The sequence below is a fragment of the Blastomonas sp. SL216 genome (genome assembly GCA_026625625.1).
GTDB lineage: Bacteria > Pseudomonadota > Alphaproteobacteria > Sphingomonadales > Sphingomonadaceae > Blastomonas.
In genome coordinates this window covers 1535133-1550016 of sequence record CP113055.1, presented here as the reverse complement: position 1 = coordinate 1550016, position 14884 = coordinate 1535133, and the positions used below count along the sequence as shown (strand labels likewise).

Here is a 14884-nt window from a genome sequence, read left to right as displayed (position 1 = left end):
GCCTTAAACGAAGCCGGGGCAAATTGCGACCCGTCAAGGAGCGGGACGCGTGATCTCGTGGACTTAGTCCGTTGACTTAGTCCGGTCAATGGACTAGCTGGGGGCCATGACCAGCATCGTCAACGTGCATGACGCGAAAACGCATTTTTCCAAGTTGCTCGACCGCGCACACGCGGGCGAGGAGATCATCCTGGCCAAGGCGGGCAAGCCCTATGCCCGGCTGGTGCCGCTGGAAAAGCCCAAGGTGGAGCGGCGGCCCGGTGGGTTGAGGGCAAAGATTCCCGACGGTTTCTTCTTCGACCCGCTGCCTGAAGAAGAGCTTCGGGCCTGGGAGTGAACGGCTTTCTATTCGACACACATGCACTGATCTGGTGGTGGAACGACAATCCGCTGCTGCCGGAGAGCATTCGTCGTAGACTGCTCGACCCGTTCAATATTGTCTATGTTAGCGCCGCTTCTGCCTGGGAGATAGCGACCAAGGTGCGCCTGGGCAAATGGCACGAGGCCGAAGAAGCCGTCGAGCTGTTCGAGGCTTTGTGCGACCGCAACGGATTTGAACTGCTACCGGTCAGCGTGACCCACGGCCTGCTCGCCGGATCGCTTGCGGGCGAGCATCGCGACCCGTTCGACCGGATGATCGCCGCCCAGGCCATCCACGACGACCTGACTGTCATCACCCGCGATCCGGCGCTGGGGGCGCTTGGCTGCCGCACCTTCTGGGAGGAATAGCGGACCAGCGCATACAAGCGCTTGCGTGGTCTAGCCCAAGCGTTAAACACCGGCGCATGACAGCAGACGCCCCCGCATCGAGCCCCCGCATCTGGACCGCCGCGCTGATCGTGATCGGCGATGAAATCCTCTCCGGCCGCACCCAGGACAAGAATGTCGCACAGGTTGCCACCTGGCTGAATGTGCAGGGGATAAGGCTCAAAGAGGTGCGCGTCGTCGCCGATGACATGGATGCGATCATCGAGGCGGTGAACCTGCTGCGCGCGCGCAACGACTATCTGTTCACCACCGGCGGCATCGGCCCGACGCATGACGACATCACCGTCGATGCGATTGCCCGCGCGCTGGGCGTCGACGTGGTGATCCACCCGGTCGCACGCGCGATTCTGGAGCGTTATTACGAAACGCGCGGCGGGCTCAACGAAGGCCGGCTGCGCATGGCGCGGGTGCCCGATGGGGCAGAGCTGATCGAGAACCGCATGTCGGGTGCGCCGGGCATCCGCATCGGCAACCTGTTCCTGATGGCCGGGGTGCCGCATATCACGGCGGGCATGCTCGATGCGCTCACCGGGACGCTCGAAGGCGGGCTGCCGGTTCTCTCGGCAACGCTGGGCTGCTGGGTGGCGGAAAGCGAGGTCGCGGACATGCTGGGGGCGACCGAGCGCGCGCATGAAGGCTGCCAGATCGGCAGCTATCCGTTCTTCCGCGAAGGGCGGGTGGGCGCGAACTTCGTCATCCGCTCGGTCGATCAGGCGGCGCTCGATGCGTGCGCGGCGGCGCTGAGCACGGCGCTGGAAGCGGCCGGGCGCGAGGTCACGCCCGGCGGCATCTGATCAGGCGATCAATCTTCCGGTGCGATGGTGACCTTCAGGCCATCGAGCGCATCGGTCAGCTGGATCTGGCAGGACAGGCGCGAGGTGTCGTTGCGGTGGTCCGAGCTGTCGAGCAGGTCGTCCTCGTCCGCGCTGATCGGGGGCAGCTTGCCCGCCCAGTCGGCATCGACATGGACATGGCAGGTCGCGCAGGAGCAGCATCCGCCGCACAGCGCCAGCAGTTCGTCAAAGCCGTTGTCGCGGATCGCTTCCATCACGGAAAGGCCGCTATCGGCCTGGATGGTGCTCTCTTCGCCCGCGCGATTGATGACGGTCAGCTTTGGCATGGAAACTCCCCAAATAAATGGAAACGGGCATTGGCCCCCCGAACGCGGTTGCTATGATCAACGCCACGCCCGAATGCAAGGGGCGGAATGGATGAGGATGCAGTTATGGGATTGACCGCAGAGCAGCTGACGCAGGGGCTGGACACGATCGCCGCGCGCGAACCGGCGATTGCGCGCGCGCTGGGCATTGCAGGCTATCCCGAACCGCGCATCCGCGAGCGAGGCTATACGACCCTGCTGCGCACGATCGTCGGCCAGCAGGTGAGCGTTGCGGCAGCGGCATCGGTCTGGAACAAGCTGGAGGCGGCATTGGGCACCGGGGCCGCGCCCGAGGCGCTGATCGCGGCGGATTTCGATGCACTGCGCGCCTGTGGCCTCTCCCGCCAGAAACAGGGCTATGCGCGCTCGCTTGCCGAACTGGTGGTGAGCGGCGGTCTCGATCTGGAGAACCTGCCGCCAGACGACGAGGCGGCGATTGCCGAGCTGGTGCGGATCAAGGGCATCGGCCGCTGGTCGGCGGAAATCTATCTGCTGTTCGCCGAGGGCCGCCCTGATATCTGGCCCGCTGGCGATCTGGCGGTACAGGCGGGGATCGGCCGCATCCTGGGGCTGGAGGCGCGGCCCTCCGAAAAGGAAACGCGTCTCATCGCCGATCCCTGGTCACCGCATCGCGGCGCGGTCGCGATCCTCACCTGGCATTGCTACAACAATGCCGCGCTTTGACCGGTAAGTTGCTCGAATATCAGGCCTTGTAGAGGATCTTGCCGCGGGCCAGCCGGTCGCGGCTGAGCGCGGTGACTTCCTTGAGGAAGCTGGTCGGCTTCTTGAAGAACTTGCTCTTGGGGTTGATCTTCAGCCCGGCAGCGGTTGCGATCTCGCCGATGAAATGGACGCAATTAGCCTTGTTGAGGTTGTAGTTCTTCTGCGGCTTCTTGCGCCATTTCTCGGCCACCGCCATCACCGCGCGATATTCGGCATCGGTCAGCTCGTAGCTGAAATGCGGCGCGCTATCGGCAATGTACTTGGGCTTGACTACGCTGACCCGGCCTTCGACCCAGCCGAACAGGATGCTGGGTCCGGTGCTGGTCGCGGTAAAGCCGACATTGGTGTCGACGAGCTCACCGGTCGAATCGACCTTGCCCTTCAGCGTCGCAAAGGCATGCGGAAACTGGCTGCCCAGTTCATGGCTGTAGAAGGTGATGGTCACGGCGGCATGCGCGGCATTCGCGCACATCAGTATCGGCGCGATGAAAAGTGTCAGCAGCAGGCGCTTGATCATCATGGATTTCTGTCCTCGGTCTTCGCGGAGATGGCTTGGTCCAGCCAGGCGGCCGAATCGGCCGGGCTTTGCTTGTTCGCGTCCCGGTCGACGCGATAATTGGCCTCCCGCATTTTTTCCACCGGGATTGCGCCGACCAGAGGCTTGAGCGCCGCCATCAGGCGCTTGTCGGCTGCGGCCGAACGGCTGGCGAGCAGGATCGCGTCATAGCTGGGCACCGCGCCCTTGGGATCGGCGAGCACGACAAAGCCGTTGGCGGCGATGCGGCCGTCGGAGCTGAAGGCAGAGATGATGTCCGCCTCGCCAAGCGAGAGCGCGCGATACATGAAGGTCGGCTCGAATGCGCGGCGGCCCTTGAAGCGCAGCGGATAGGCCTTTTGCACCATCTGCCATTCGGGCCGCTCCAGAAACTCGACATCGGTGCCGAAGACGAAATCCGGTGCAACGCGGACCACATCGTCGAGCGAGCGCAGCCCCAGCCGCCTGGCATCATCGGGGCGCACGGCAAAGGCATAGGTGTTTTCAAAGCCCAGCGGCCCGACCAGCTGCACCCCGTGCTGCGCCCTGGCCCAGCGCGCGATCTCGCCGATCATCTGGCGGCGCGGCTCGGGGTCCTGGCGCTGCATCTCGTTGGTCCAGATCGTCCCGGCATAATCGACATAGACCTGCACCTCATCGCTGGTCAGCGCGCGATAGACGACTGCGCTGCCCAGCCCTTCGCGATAGCGCACGTCATAACCCGCCGCTTCCAGTCGCCGACCGATCAGCCGCGCCAGAATATACTGTTCCGAGAAGCGTTTGGCACCGATGGTTACCACCGGCTTGTCACTCGCAGGGGCAGGCCAGAGCGCGATTCCCAGGCCCAGCGCCAGCGCGATCCCGGCGCCCCAGATGCGCGCATGGCGGCGGTGCGCGATGCCGCTTTCGATCAGCCCCAGCAACAGGTCGACGGTGATGGCAAGGCCCGCCGCCGCCGCGCACCCGGCGAGCACGAGCGACCAGTTCTGCGTCTGCAGCCCGGCAAAGATGAGGTCGCCCAGGCTCGGCTGCCCGACGGTCGTGGAGAGCGTCGCCGCGCCGATCGTCCATACTGCCGCCGTGCGCACCCCGGCCATGATCGTCGTGGAGGCGAGCGGGGCTTCGACCAGCCACAGCTTCTGCAGGCCGGTCATGCCCACACCGTCCGCCGCCTCGACCATCGCCGGTTCGACCGAGCGCAGCCCGGTGACCGCGTTGCGCAGGATCGGCAGCAGCGCATAAAGGGTGAGCGCGAGCAGCGAGGGCAGGAAGCCGAGCGGCGAGATAACATCGCCGAACACCGCCGACAGCGCGAGCAGCAGCGGGAAGAACAGGGCGAGCAGCGCCAGCGCGGGGATGGTCTGGACCAGGCTGGCAAAGCCCAGGGTGATGCTGGCGACGGTGCGGTTGCGCACCGACCAGATGGCGAGCGGCAGCGCGATCACCAGCGCCAGCCCTAATGCTGCAAAGCTCAATTGCACATGCTGGGCGAGCAGATCGAGAATGCGCGGCCAGTCCAGCGTCACGGCGCGCGCTCTGCTGCCCGCATCGCGGTGATCCGTTCGGCCTGCAGCCGGAGGCACCGCGACCAGCGCCTCGGCTTCCGCGCCGCAGCCGCCCGCGATCAGCTGCGCAGGGGTGGCATCCGCCACGATCCGCCCGCTCGCCATCACCCAGATCCGGTCGGCGAACAGCAGGGCCTCGGCCATGTCGTGCGTGACCATGATCGTGCTGAGCCCCAGCCGGTCGTGCAGCGCGCGATATTGTTCGCCCAGTGCCTCGCGCGTGACGGGATCGAGCGCGCCGAATGGTTCGTCCATCAGCATCAGGCCCGGCTCGCCGGCAAGCGCTCTGGCGACGCCGACGCGCTGCTTCTGCCCGCCGGAAAGCTGCTCGGGCAGGCGCGCGGCAAAGGCGCGGGGCAGGTCGACCAGATCGAGCAGCGCGGCCACCCGCTCGGCGGCCAGCGGTTTGCGGGTCGCCAGCCGCGATCCGATGCCGATATTCTGCGCGACGCTCATATGCGGGAACAGGCCGATATTCTGGAACACATAGCCGATCGAGCGGCGCAGCTGGTGCAGCTCGCGCGTCGCGACATCGCTGCCATCGATTCGCACCGTGCCGCAATCGGGCTCGATCAGCCGGTTGACCGTTTTCAGCAGCGTCGACTTGCCCGATCCCGAGCTTCCCACGATCGCGACAAAGGTGCCGGGCGAAATTGTCGCATCGATGCGATCAATGGCGATCGTGGCGCCATAGGTCTTGCCGACGCCCTCGAACGCTACGGCAGGGCCGCGCGCGGTGGCGGGCCGGGAAGGGGAGGAGGAGGTCGCCATGCGTCTACGCTTATAGGCGGGGCTTTGACGCGCTGGCTAGCCACTTGCGCGGCAGAAATCTGCAGCTTAGCGTGCGCCTCACATCAGAAAGAGCCTGGCCGGAATAAGCCCATGCCCGCTCAGCCTGAGCTTGTCGAAGGCCCCGCTATTTGGCCAGCGTGTGTGCGGGGCCTTCGACAGGCTCAGGCTGAGCGGAGGTGGTTTGGGTCTGGCCTGGAGAGGGACACATGACCGACACCAAATATATCTTCATCACCGGCGGAGCCTCGGGAATCGGGCGCGAGGTGGCGCGCTACTTCGCGGCGCGCGGCTGGTTCGTCGGTCTGGCCGACGTGAATCACAAGGGCATGGAAGAGACCGCCAGCCTGCTGCCCGCTGGCATGTCGTCGATCCACAGCCTTGATGTGCGCAGCCGCGAGCAATGGACCCAGGCGCTGGAGGCCTTTACCGAGAAGAGCGGCGGCAAGCTGCACGTGCTGTTCAACAATGCCGGGGTGGGCATTGGCGGTCTGCTCGAGGAGCATAGCGAGGACGATATCGAGAAACTGGTCGACATCAACTTCAAGGGCGTCGTCTATGGCGCGCATATCGGCCACAAATATCTGAAGGCCACGCCCGGATCGTGCCTGCTCAACACCTCGTCGGCGTCGGGGATCTACGGCTCTGCAGGGCTGTCGGTCTATTCGGCGACCAAGTTCGCGGTGCGCGGGCTGTCCGAAGCGCTCGATATCGAATGGGGCCCGGACAATGTCCGCGTGCGCGCGCTGCTGCCGAGCTTCATCGATACGCCGCTGCTCGACGGTCCGGTGGCGCGCACCAACCAGTCGAGCCGCGACAGCGTGACGGCGGCAGGGCTGGAGATCGCGCCGGTATCGATCGTCGCCGAGGCGGCATGGACCGCAGTGCACGATCCCAAGCATGTTCACAGCTATGTCGGCCCGACTGCCAAGCGCCTGGCCTTTGCCGCGAAATGGATGCCCGGATCGATCCGCAAGCGCGGCGGACTGATGACCCGCCAGGGCCGGGGGGAGTAGGCTTCGCTATTTCCCCTCCCGCGCGCGGGAGGGGTACCCGCAGGGCGGGGTGGGCCTGCACAGGAGGTCGTGCTCCCATCCCACCCCGGCCCGCCAAGCCGGGCCTGCCCCTCCCTAAAGGGAGGGGAGAAGGTTAAACGTCTAGCCGAACACCCGTTTGCCGTGCGTCACCCGGTCGGACATCGCCATCGTCGTCAGCTGCGCGTTGACGCGGATGCAACTGGGCATCACGCTGGCATCGGTGACCAGCACATTGACCGTGCCGTGCACGCGCTGGTCGAGATCGACCACGCCCTTGTTCGGGTCGCTGTTGATCGCGTTGCCGCCATGCGGGTGGCTGGACGACAGCACGACATCGTCGGGCTCCTCGATATTCTCCTCAAAGAACCGGTCGATCTCGGCATCGCTCATCCCGGCGCGCAGCGTCTCGCCGTGCAGCAGCGCGGGATAGACCTCTTGCGCGCCGCCCCGGAAATGCACCTTGGTCAGGGTCGCCAGCGCGCGGCGCAGCACGGCAAGGTCTGATGGCTCCAGATCGAAGCCGAGCTTGCCCTTCTTGATCGTCCCGCGCCGATCCGCCGGGAACAGCACGCCGGCGGACGCCAGCCGGTTATAGTTGAGCATCCGCTGGAAATGCTCGTCAAACCAGCCGGGGACCAGCGAGGCCATGCTCATCGGCGGCTGGAAATGGCTCTCGATCAGGAAATCGGCGCGGTCGACAAAGGTCGCCATCTGGTCCTCGTCCCAGGCGACCACCGGATCGGGCATCAGCGCCGGGACCGGGCAGGCGATGTTGAGCGAGATGTCGCGCCCCGTGCCCTTGATGCCGCTCGCCGACAGGATGTTGCTCGACGCGATGGTGCCCGCGGCGACGACCACGCCCCTGGTCACGCGGATGGTCTTGGCGCGGCCATCGGGCAGCATCACCTGCACCGACGAGGCTTTGCGGCGGCCTTGTGCGTCGCGGTCCTCCCAGCCGATATGCGACACCGCCGCACGCGGCAGGATGCGCGCCTTGCGGGGAGCGTGCAGCGTGGCATGGCGCAGGAAGCTCTCGGGCATCGCGCGCTTGCGGCCATAGGGGCAGCCGGTGTTGCAATAGCCGCACGAGACGCAGGCATTGGCCTCGGTCTTCTGCCCCCAGTTCTTGCGGAACCAACCGGTGACCGCGCGCTGGTCAAGCGGGTCGGTCGATCCGGCGCTATAGGCATCCCAGCCGCTAAGCAGCCGCGTGCCGTTGTTGCGCCCCAGCCGCCGATCGATCTCGTGCACGCCCAGCCGCGCCTCGACCCGGGCATAGCTCGCCTCGAGCGCATCCTCGCTGACCGGCGCGCCGATGGAGCGCCAGTGCGCCAGCACGTCATGCGCATCGGGATGCGTCTCGCCCTGGCGCGCCAGGCGCAGGCAGATGCCATTGTTGACCACGGTCGATCCGCCCACGGTCCGGCCCTGGAAGACGATGATGTCGCGGTTGCGCGTCGTCTGGATCGCGCCATCCTTGAACAGGGTGGACGACATATGCGCCTCGTTGGGCGTCATCCGCGCGCTGGGCAGATAGGGCCCGGCCTCGACGACCAGCACCTCATAGCCCTGATCGGCCAGGTTCGATGCCGCAACAGCGCCGCCTGCGCCCGAACCGATCACCACCACCTCGACGCTGTCGGGGATCGCATCCTCGCCGACGAATACGGTATAGGGCAGGTCGTTGCCGGTATGCTCGGTGATCAGCGGATCGTCGGGCGTCCCTGCGCGGGTGCGGTGGCGGGGCAGGGTGAAGCCGATGGCGTTGAACACCGGGTTGGCGCGGTTGGCATCCTCCGCCGCCGCATCGCTGGCATTGGCGTCATCCTGATCGATCCAATGGCCGTAATAGCCGGCATAGACGATGCCGCGAATGCGGGCCATGTCCTGGAACAGGTCGATCCGGCTGTTCTTCAGCCGCCGCTCGATCCGCCAGATGCGGAAACTGCGCGGCGCGAAATGCCAGATCGGGCCGCCCAGCACGACCCAGGTTGCGATCACCGACAGCGCGGTTTCGCGCGGCTTGTCGCCCTCCATATTGCCGAACACTTGTTGCAGGTTGTCCACCACCTGCCGGGGCGTGATCGCCATGCGCGCGGGTTCGACCAGCATGGTTTCAGCCAGCCGCTTCCAGATCGCGGCCTCGAACGGATCGAACGGCTTCCTCATCATGTTCGCGAATCCCCCTGCGCCCGGATCATAGGCTAGCAGAGCGATGGCGGATTGTAAGAAACCGTATGATTAAGCGGCGTTAATCGCCTGAATCAGGACATCGCGCAGACGCGGGCGTCGAGCTTGCCGCCGTGCACCTGCAACCGGTTGAACGAGGGGCGCGATGCGCGGACCCGCTCGGACAGCGTGCCCGCGCCGATCAGCCGGATCGAGCCAGCGGGGGTATCGACATTGAGGTCGAACGGGTCGTGGACATGGCCGGAAAGCACGGCATCCGCGCCCGCTGCGGTGAGCGCCTCCAGCGCCGCCCGGCCGCCGGTGGTGCGGCCACTGGTCTGGGTCTCGGCCTCGATCAGCGGATGATGCGCCAGCACCAGCCGCAGCTTGGTGGCGTGATCGGCGTCGCCCAGCGCGTGCAGCGCCTCGTGCAGCGCGCGCTTGCCGACCCGGCCCTTGGACCAGTTGAGCCGCAGCTGTGCGCGGGCAGTGGTGCGCAGCGAAACGAGCTGAACATGATCGAGCATCACGCCATCGTGCAACTGCTCCTGCAGCCGCATCACCCGGCCATAGGGCCGCCAGATGCGCCGCACGGGGTTGAAATAGGGCAGGTCGTGGTTGCCGGGCTCGATCAGCACCGGACGTCCCAGCTCGGCCAGCCAGGCCTGGGCGGCGGCGAATTCGGCCGATCGCGCGCGCATCGTCAGGTCGCCGGTGATGATCACCGCATCGGGCTGCTCTTCGGTCACCTGATCGGCAAACCAGGCAAGCGCGGCGCTGTCCTCGGCGCCGAAATGCAGGTCGCTGGCGTGGAACAACAGGGTCATGGCGCGGCGGGCGGGCGCGTTTCGATGAAATTGTGTGGCGCATGGCCCAGGCGCAGGGTATCGCCGGGGCGTGCTTCCGCCGGTTCGCCATCGATCAGCAGGCCGATCGTGTCGGCATCGCTGACCAGGGTGGCGGAGGTTGCGCTGCCCAGATCGACGCGCGGGCCTTCGCGGAAATCGCCGCTCAGCCAGGCATTGGCATGGCTGAGCACCTCGCCGATAGTCGATGCAGTAAAGCCGCACAGCGCCATCATGTTCTCGCGCGGGGCAGCGAAGATCGCAGGGAAGCGCTGGTCGTTCGCCGCGATGCCGACCTGCGGTCCGCTTAAGCTTTCCGAGATGGCGGCGGGGATCGCGTTGAACACCAGATCGGCCAGCTCGGTATGCCGGGCATGCTCGCGCACCTTGGCCCAGCTTGTCGTCGGCCCGGCGATCACGCCGACATAGGCGATGCTGTCGCCGATCTCGACCGTATTGAGCTGCCGGGTACGCGCGTCGCGGCCAGCTTCGGCGATGATCGCCTGGCAGGGCTGTTCGCCGTGCAGCGCGCGGGCGAGCAGGTTCATCGTGCCGCCGGGCAGGATCAGCACGCCGCCGTCCCAGCCGGCAGCCGCCTTCAGGGCGCTGTTGGTGGTGCCATCGCCGGCATAGATGGCGAGCGTATCGACGCCCGCATTGCGCAGCTTTTCGGGGCCGGGCAGCTCTTCATCGGGGCAGCGGACGATGCAGTCCACGGGCTGGTCGCTTTGCGCGAACCAGGTGACGATGTCGGCGATCACGGCTGCGTCATAGCTGCCGCTCGCTTCGTTGACGATAAGCCAGGTCTTGGTCATGCGCGCTCTACGCGCCTGCGCCGATTTGGTGCCTTGGCAAATGTCGATTTTCTCCAGCCCTTATTCCCTGCTGACAGCGCCCCAAGCCCCTGCTAATCGCGCGCAATGACCGACCTCAAGCACATCCGCAATTTCTCCATCATCGCGCATATCGACCATGGCAAATCGACGCTCGCCGACCGGCTGATCCAGCAGACCGGCGGCCTTTCCGAGCGCGAGATGTCCGCGCAGGTGCTCGACAACATGGATATCGAAAAAGAGCGCGGCATCACCATCAAGGCGCAGACGGTGCGGCTCAACTACACTGCCAAGGATGGGCAGCTGTACGAGCTGAACCTGATGGACACGCCGGGCCATGTCGATTTCGCCTATGAGGTGTCGCGCTCGCTCGCCGCGTGCGAGGGTGCGCTGCTCGTCGTCGATGCCGCGCAGGGCGTGGAAGCGCAGACGCTGGCGAACGTGTACCAGTCGATCGAGCATGACCACGAGATTCTGCCGGTCATCAACAAGATCGATCTGCCCGCCGCCGAGCCCGACAAGGTGAAGAAGGAGATCGAGGACATTATCGGCCTCGACGCCTCCGAAGCCGTGCTGGCTAGCGCCAAGTCGGGCATCGGCATCGAGGAAATCCTCGAGCAGATCGTGCTGAAGATCCCCCCGCCCAAGGGTGACCGCGATGCGCCGCTCGAGGCGATGCTAGTCGACAGCTGGTACGATCCGTATTTGGGCGTCGTCATCCTGGTCCGCGTCGTCAATGGCGTGATCAGAAAGGGCCAGAACATCAAGTTCATGGCCGGCGGCACCGAACATCTGGTCGACCGCGTCGGCTGCATGCGGCCCAAGATCGAGAACCTGCCCGAGCTGGCGGCAGGCGAGATCGGCTTCATCACCGCGCAGATCAAGGACATCAGCCAGACCCGCGTCGGCGACACCATCACCACGGTGAAGAACCCGGCTACCGAGCCGCTCCCCGGCTTCAAGGAAGTGCAGCCGGTGGTGTTCTGCGGGCTGTTCCCGGTCGATGCCAATGATTTCGACAAGCTGCGCGACAGCATCAGCAAGCTGCGGCTGAACGATGCCTCGTTCAGCTTCGAGATGGAATCGAGCGCGGCTTTGGGCTTCGGCTTCCGCTGCGGATTCCTCGGCCTGCTGCATCTGGAGATCATTCAGGAGCGGCTGACGCGCGAATACGACCTCGACCTCATCACGACTGCGCCCTCGGTGGTCTACAAGATCAAGCTCACCCACGGAAATGGCGAGATCGAGCTGCACAACCCGGCGGACATGCCCGATCCCACCAAGATCGACGAGATCCAGGAGCCGTGGATCGAGGCGATCATCTATTGCCCCGACGAGTATCTCGGCAGCATCCTCAAGCTTTGCCAGGACCGGCGCGGCATCCAGAAGAACCTGACCTATGTCGGCGGGCGCGCGCAGGTGACCTATGAGCTGCCACTCAACGAAGTGGTGTTCGATTTCTATGACCGGCTGAAGTCGATTTCGCGCGGCTATGCCTCGTTCGACTATCACCAGATCGGCTATCGCGAGGGCGATCTCGTCAAGATGTCGATCATGGTCAATGCCGAGCCGGTCGACGCGCTGAGCATGATCGTCCATCGCGGCACCGCGGAATCGCGCGGTCGCGGCATGTGCGAGCGGTTGAAAGACCTGATCCCGCGCCACCTGTTCAAGATCCCGATCCAGGCAGCCATCGGCGGCAAGGTGATCGCCCGCGAGACGATCGCGGCGATGCGCAAGGACGTCACCGCCAAATGCTATGGCGGCGACATCAGCCGCAAGAAGAAGCTGCTGGAAAAGCAGAAAGAGGGCAAGAAGCGGATGCGCGAATACGGATCGGTCAGCATCCCGCAGGAAGCCTTTATCGCCGCGCTGCGGATGGGCGAGGAATAAGCGCCTCGCTCTTGCGCCGGGGGCTGGATCAGCCCTGCGGCGCGGCGACCTGTTCGGCAGCGGGCGGGGCGGCTTCGGCTACTGGTGCCGGTGCGGGCGGGGCGAGCGGTGCGGGCGGAGCGAGCGCCTCGCCTGCCTCTTCCGCCGGAGAAATGCGCATCGGGATGGCGGTGGCGATGCCATAGCTGATGATCAGCGTGCCCAGGATAGACCACATCGCGACACCGGCCAGGCCCACCAGCTGCGCGACCAGCTGGCCGATCATGCTGCCGCCTTCGGCATAGCCGACGCCGCCAAAGCCATCGCTGATAAACACCGCGACCAGCAGCGCGCCGACCAGACCGCCGACCCCGTGCAGGACAAAGGCATGGTTGCTGTCGTCGATCGCCAGCGTTTCGGTGACGAAGCGTAACGCGAAATAGCAGGCCGGGGTGGCAATCACCCCGATCAGGATCGCCGCGCCCGGCGAAACCAGCCCCGATGCGGGGGCGATGGCGGCAAGGCCTGCGACCAGGCCGCTCACCGCGCCCATCGCGGTGACCGTGCGGGTGCGCAGCTTTTCGATCAGCAGCCAGACAAGCGCGCTGGTGCACGCTGCGACATGCGCGTTGATGATCGCGCTGCTGGCATCGTCGGTCGCTGCCAGAGTCCAGCCGCCGGTCAGCGCGAAATTGCCGATGAACAGCAGCGCGCCGCCTGCCAGCACCATCACCGGGCTGTGCGTCGCAGCAGCAGCGCCCGGCCATCCGGTGCGGCGACCGATGACGAGGGCAGCGACCAGCGCGGACAGGCCGGCGCAGAAATGCAGCGCGATGCCGCCGGCATAATCGAGCACGCCAAAGCCGTAGAGCCAGCCGCCGCCCCAGATCCAGTGCGCGACCGGCGCATAGACGATGAGGCTCCACAGCCCGCCAAAGGCCAGCGCCCAGCCGAAGCGGCCGCGCCCAGCCCAGGCGCCTGCGACCAGCACGGCGGCGAACATGGCTGCGGCGATCTGGAACAGCACGAACGCGCTTTCGGGCACGGCGGTGCCGAAGCGGACATTGCCCAGCGCGATCAGCATCCAGGCATTGCCGCCGCCGATCACGCCGCCGCTGGGATCGCCAAAGGCCAGGGTATAGCCGACCACGACCCAGAGCAGCGAGACAAGCGCGGCGATGGCCGTGCCCTGCAGGAACACGCCCTGCGCGGCGCGCGCGGTGCCGCGTCCGGCCTGCATCAACAGCACGCCCGGTGCTGCAAACAGCATCACCAGCGCGGCACAGACCAGCATGAAGGCGGTATCGCCCGAATTGGAAACATCGAGCGTCGCCGGATCGACCATCGCGGGCGCGGCCCATGCAGGCGCGGCAACCGCTGCCATGGCCATGGTGAAAATGCGCGCCAGCCTTGCGATCATGCTCTCGACTTTCCCAAATTTCGTGCCCGGTCCGATGGCACAGCATAGTGCCGCCTCATGGCGCAGTTTGGCAAATAATCGATTAACGCGCGCGCATTTCTGCGGCGAACGGATGGGTTACATCCAGCCTTCGAGCACCTGATCGGGCGGGCGATGGCCGTCGAACCAGAAGCGGATATTGGCGATGACCTTGAGACCAGCGACCTCGCGCCCCTCGAACGTCGCGCTGCCGACATGCGGCAGCAGCACGACATTCTTCAGCGCGAGCAGCCGCGCATCGACATGCGGTTCGCGGGTATAGACATCCAGCCCGGCCCCGGCGATGCGGCCGGCCTCGAGCGCATCGATCAGCGCGCCTTCGTCAACCAGCTCGCCGCGCGCGCTGTTGATCAGATAGGCGCTCGGCTTCATCAGGCCGATGCGGCGGGCATCGATCAGCCCGCGCGTTTCCGGGCTGCGCGGGCAATGCAGGGTGATGATGTCGGAGCCTGCGACCAGCGCGTCCAGATCGGGCTCATGGGTCGCGCCCAGCATCTGCTCCAGGCTTTCGGGCAGGCGGCGGCGGTTGTGATAGACGATGTTGAGGCCAAAGCCGCGCGCGCGGTGCGCCACCGCCTGGCCGATGCGGCCCATGCCGACAATGCCCAGCTGCTTGCCGCCGATACGGTGGCCGAGCATGCCTGAGGGGCTCCAGCCTTCCCACTGGCCCGAACGCACGAGCTTCTCGCCCTCGGCCAGGCGGCGCGGGACCGACAGGATCAGCGCCATGGTCATGTCCGCGGTATCGTCGGTGAACACGCCGGGCGTGTTGGTGATGATGATGCCGCGCGCGCGCGCCGCCTTGAGGTCGATATGGTCGACGCCTGCACCGAAATTGGCGAGCAGCTTGAGCCTGTCGCCAGCGCCTGCGAGCAGCTCTGCGTCGAGCGCATCGGTCACCGTCGGCACCAGCACGTCGCAGTCCTGCAGCGCGGCGGCCAGCTCTTCGCGGGTGAAGGCATGGTCGTCCGCATTCAGCGTCACGTCGAACAGTTCGGCCATGCGTGCCTCGACCGCCGGGGCGAGCTTGCGCGTGACGATGACGCGCGGGCGGCTGCCGGGCTCGTGCGGCGGGGCGGAGGGCTTGGAAGAGGGGGTGGCGGGCATGGCTTTGCTATGCCGCAACCGCC

At 66.0% G+C, this 14884-nt stretch carries 14 protein-coding genes and 1 pseudogene; 6 read left to right on the top strand and 9 right to left on the bottom strand.

All coding sequences use genetic code 11. From position 1 onward, the window contains the following. Nucleotides 1-106 precede the first annotated feature (106 nt). From OU999_07405 to OU999_07395, 3 genes are read left to right on the top strand one after another with little or no spacing between them, the layout of a single operon-like run. A complete protein-coding gene (locus tag OU999_07405; protein ID WAC25001.1) occupies nucleotides 107-337 on the top strand; it encodes a type II toxin-antitoxin system Phd/YefM family antitoxin in 231 nt (76 codons plus the stop codon). Further along, nucleotides 334-729 carry a type II toxin-antitoxin system VapC family toxin gene (locus OU999_07400; protein ID WAC25000.1) on the top strand — a complete coding sequence of 132 codons (396 nt, stop codon included), beginning with the start codon at nucleotides 334-336 and terminating at the stop codon, nucleotides 727-729. The genes OU999_07405 and OU999_07400 overlap by 4 nt, the downstream gene beginning before the upstream one ends. A gap of 56 nt (nucleotides 730-785) precedes the next feature. Beyond that, on the top strand, nucleotides 786-1562 hold the full coding sequence (locus OU999_07395) for a competence/damage-inducible protein A (protein ID WAC24999.1): 777 nt from the start codon (nucleotides 786-788) through the stop codon (nucleotides 1560-1562). A gap of 8 nt (nucleotides 1563-1570) precedes the next feature. Here the strand turns inward: OU999_07395 and OU999_07390 are convergent, their stop codons facing one another. Further along, nucleotides 1571-1888 carry a 2Fe-2S iron-sulfur cluster-binding protein gene (locus OU999_07390; protein WAC24998.1) on the bottom strand — a complete coding sequence of 106 codons (318 nt, stop codon included), beginning with the start codon at nucleotides 1886-1888 and terminating at the stop codon, nucleotides 1571-1573. A gap of 105 nt (nucleotides 1889-1993) precedes the next feature. Here OU999_07390 and OU999_07385 point away from each other — a divergent pair, with 105 nt between their 5' ends. Continuing rightward, nucleotides 1994-2611: a DNA-3-methyladenine glycosylase 2 family protein gene (locus tag OU999_07385; protein ID WAC24997.1), complete on the top strand. Its 618-nt coding sequence runs from the start codon at nucleotides 1994-1996 to the stop codon at nucleotides 2609-2611. Between the two features lie 19 nt (nucleotides 2612-2630). On the opposite strand, the gene OU999_07380 is transcribed toward OU999_07385, so the two are convergent. The 3 genes and pseudogenes from OU999_07380 to OU999_07370 form a co-directional block, all read right to left on the bottom strand. Continuing rightward, nucleotides 2631-3170: a hypothetical protein gene (locus OU999_07380; protein WAC24996.1), complete on the bottom strand. Its 540-nt coding sequence runs from the start codon at nucleotides 3168-3170 to the stop codon at nucleotides 2631-2633. Beyond that, on the bottom strand, nucleotides 3167-4711 hold the full coding sequence (locus OU999_07375) for an ABC transporter permease/substrate-binding protein (protein ID WAC24995.1): 1545 nt from the start codon (nucleotides 4709-4711) through the stop codon (nucleotides 3167-3169). Before OU999_07375 ends, OU999_07380 begins: the two co-directional genes overlap by 4 nt. Continuing rightward, a pseudogene (locus OU999_07370) lies at nucleotides 4708-5521 on the bottom strand (ABC transporter ATP-binding protein). Before OU999_07370 ends, OU999_07375 begins: the two are co-directional and overlap by 4 nt. 227 nt (nucleotides 5522-5748) lie before the next feature. Here OU999_07370 and OU999_07365 point away from each other — a divergent pair. After that, the gene (locus tag OU999_07365; GenBank protein WAC24994.1) at nucleotides 5749-6555 is read left to right on the top strand and encodes an SDR family oxidoreductase; all 807 of its coding nucleotides are present in this window, start codon (nucleotides 5749-5751) and stop codon (nucleotides 6553-6555) included. Between the two features lie 141 nt (nucleotides 6556-6696). On the opposite strand, the gene OU999_07360 is transcribed toward OU999_07365, so the two are convergent. From OU999_07360 to OU999_07350, 3 genes are all read right to left on the bottom strand, one after another. Next, the gene (locus tag OU999_07360; protein WAC24993.1) at nucleotides 6697-8748 is read right to left on the bottom strand and encodes a GMC family oxidoreductase N-terminal domain-containing protein; all 2052 of its coding nucleotides are present in this window, start codon (nucleotides 8746-8748) and stop codon (nucleotides 6697-6699) included. Nucleotides 8749-8840: 92 nt separating this feature from the next. Continuing rightward, nucleotides 8841-9572 (bottom strand): metallophosphoesterase, encoded by a 732-nt coding sequence (locus tag OU999_07355; protein ID WAC24992.1) that lies wholly within the window; start codon nucleotides 9570-9572, stop codon nucleotides 8841-8843. After that, complete coding sequence (locus OU999_07350; GenBank protein ID WAC24991.1) at nucleotides 9569-10405, bottom strand: diacylglycerol kinase family protein; 837 nt, start codon at nucleotides 10403-10405, stop codon at nucleotides 9569-9571. The genes OU999_07355 and OU999_07350 overlap by 4 nt, the downstream gene beginning before the upstream one ends. Nucleotides 10406-10510: 105 nt before the next feature. Here OU999_07350 and lepA point away from each other — a divergent pair, with 105 nt between their 5' ends. Then, complete coding sequence (lepA, locus tag OU999_07345) at nucleotides 10511-12316, top strand: translation elongation factor 4 (GenBank protein WAC24990.1); 1806 nt, start codon at nucleotides 10511-10513, stop codon at nucleotides 12314-12316. A 28-nt stretch (nucleotides 12317-12344) separates the two neighbouring features. On the opposite strand, the gene OU999_07340 is transcribed toward lepA, so the two are convergent. Next, complete coding sequence (locus OU999_07340) at nucleotides 12345-13715, bottom strand: ammonium transporter (protein ID WAC24989.1); 1371 nt, start codon at nucleotides 13713-13715, stop codon at nucleotides 12345-12347. Between the two features lie 117 nt (nucleotides 13716-13832). Next, nucleotides 13833-14861 carry a D-glycerate dehydrogenase gene (locus OU999_07335; GenBank protein ID WAC24988.1) on the bottom strand — a complete coding sequence of 343 codons (1029 nt, stop codon included), beginning with the start codon at nucleotides 14859-14861 and terminating at the stop codon, nucleotides 13833-13835. Nucleotides 14862-14884: the final 23 nt, after the last annotated feature.

Coding starts and splice junctions, on each gene's coding strand:
- OU999_07405 (WAC25001.1), top strand. CDS start 107: ATGACCAGCATCGTCAACGTGCATGACGCGAAAACGCATTTTTCCAAG.
- OU999_07395 (WAC24999.1), top strand. CDS start 786: ATGACAGCAGACGCCCCCGCATCGAGCCCCCGCATCTGGACCGCCGCG.
- OU999_07390 (WAC24998.1), bottom strand. CDS start 1,888: ATGCCAAAGCTGACCGTCATCAATCGCGCGGGCGAAGAGAGCACCATC.
- OU999_07385 (WAC24997.1), top strand. CDS start 1,994: ATGGGATTGACCGCAGAGCAGCTGACGCAGGGGCTGGACACGATCGCC.
- OU999_07380 (WAC24996.1), bottom strand. CDS start 3,170: ATGATGATCAAGCGCCTGCTGCTGACACTTTTCATCGCGCCGATACTG.
- OU999_07365 (WAC24994.1), top strand. CDS start 5,749: ATGACCGACACCAAATATATCTTCATCACCGGCGGAGCCTCGGGAATC.
- OU999_07360 (WAC24993.1), bottom strand. CDS start 8,748: ATGATGAGGAAGCCGTTCGATCCGTTCGAGGCCGCGATCTGGAAGCGG.
- OU999_07355 (WAC24992.1), bottom strand. CDS start 9,572: ATGACCCTGTTGTTCCACGCCAGCGACCTGCATTTCGGCGCCGAGGAC.
- OU999_07350 (WAC24991.1), bottom strand. CDS start 10,405: ATGACCAAGACCTGGCTTATCGTCAACGAAGCGAGCGGCAGCTATGAC.
- lepA (WAC24990.1), top strand. CDS start 10,511: ATGACCGACCTCAAGCACATCCGCAATTTCTCCATCATCGCGCATATC.
- OU999_07340 (WAC24989.1), bottom strand. CDS start 13,715: ATGATCGCAAGGCTGGCGCGCATTTTCACCATGGCCATGGCAGCGGTT.
- OU999_07335 (WAC24988.1), bottom strand. CDS start 14,861: ATGCCCGCCACCCCCTCTTCCAAGCCCTCCGCCCCGCCGCACGAGCCC.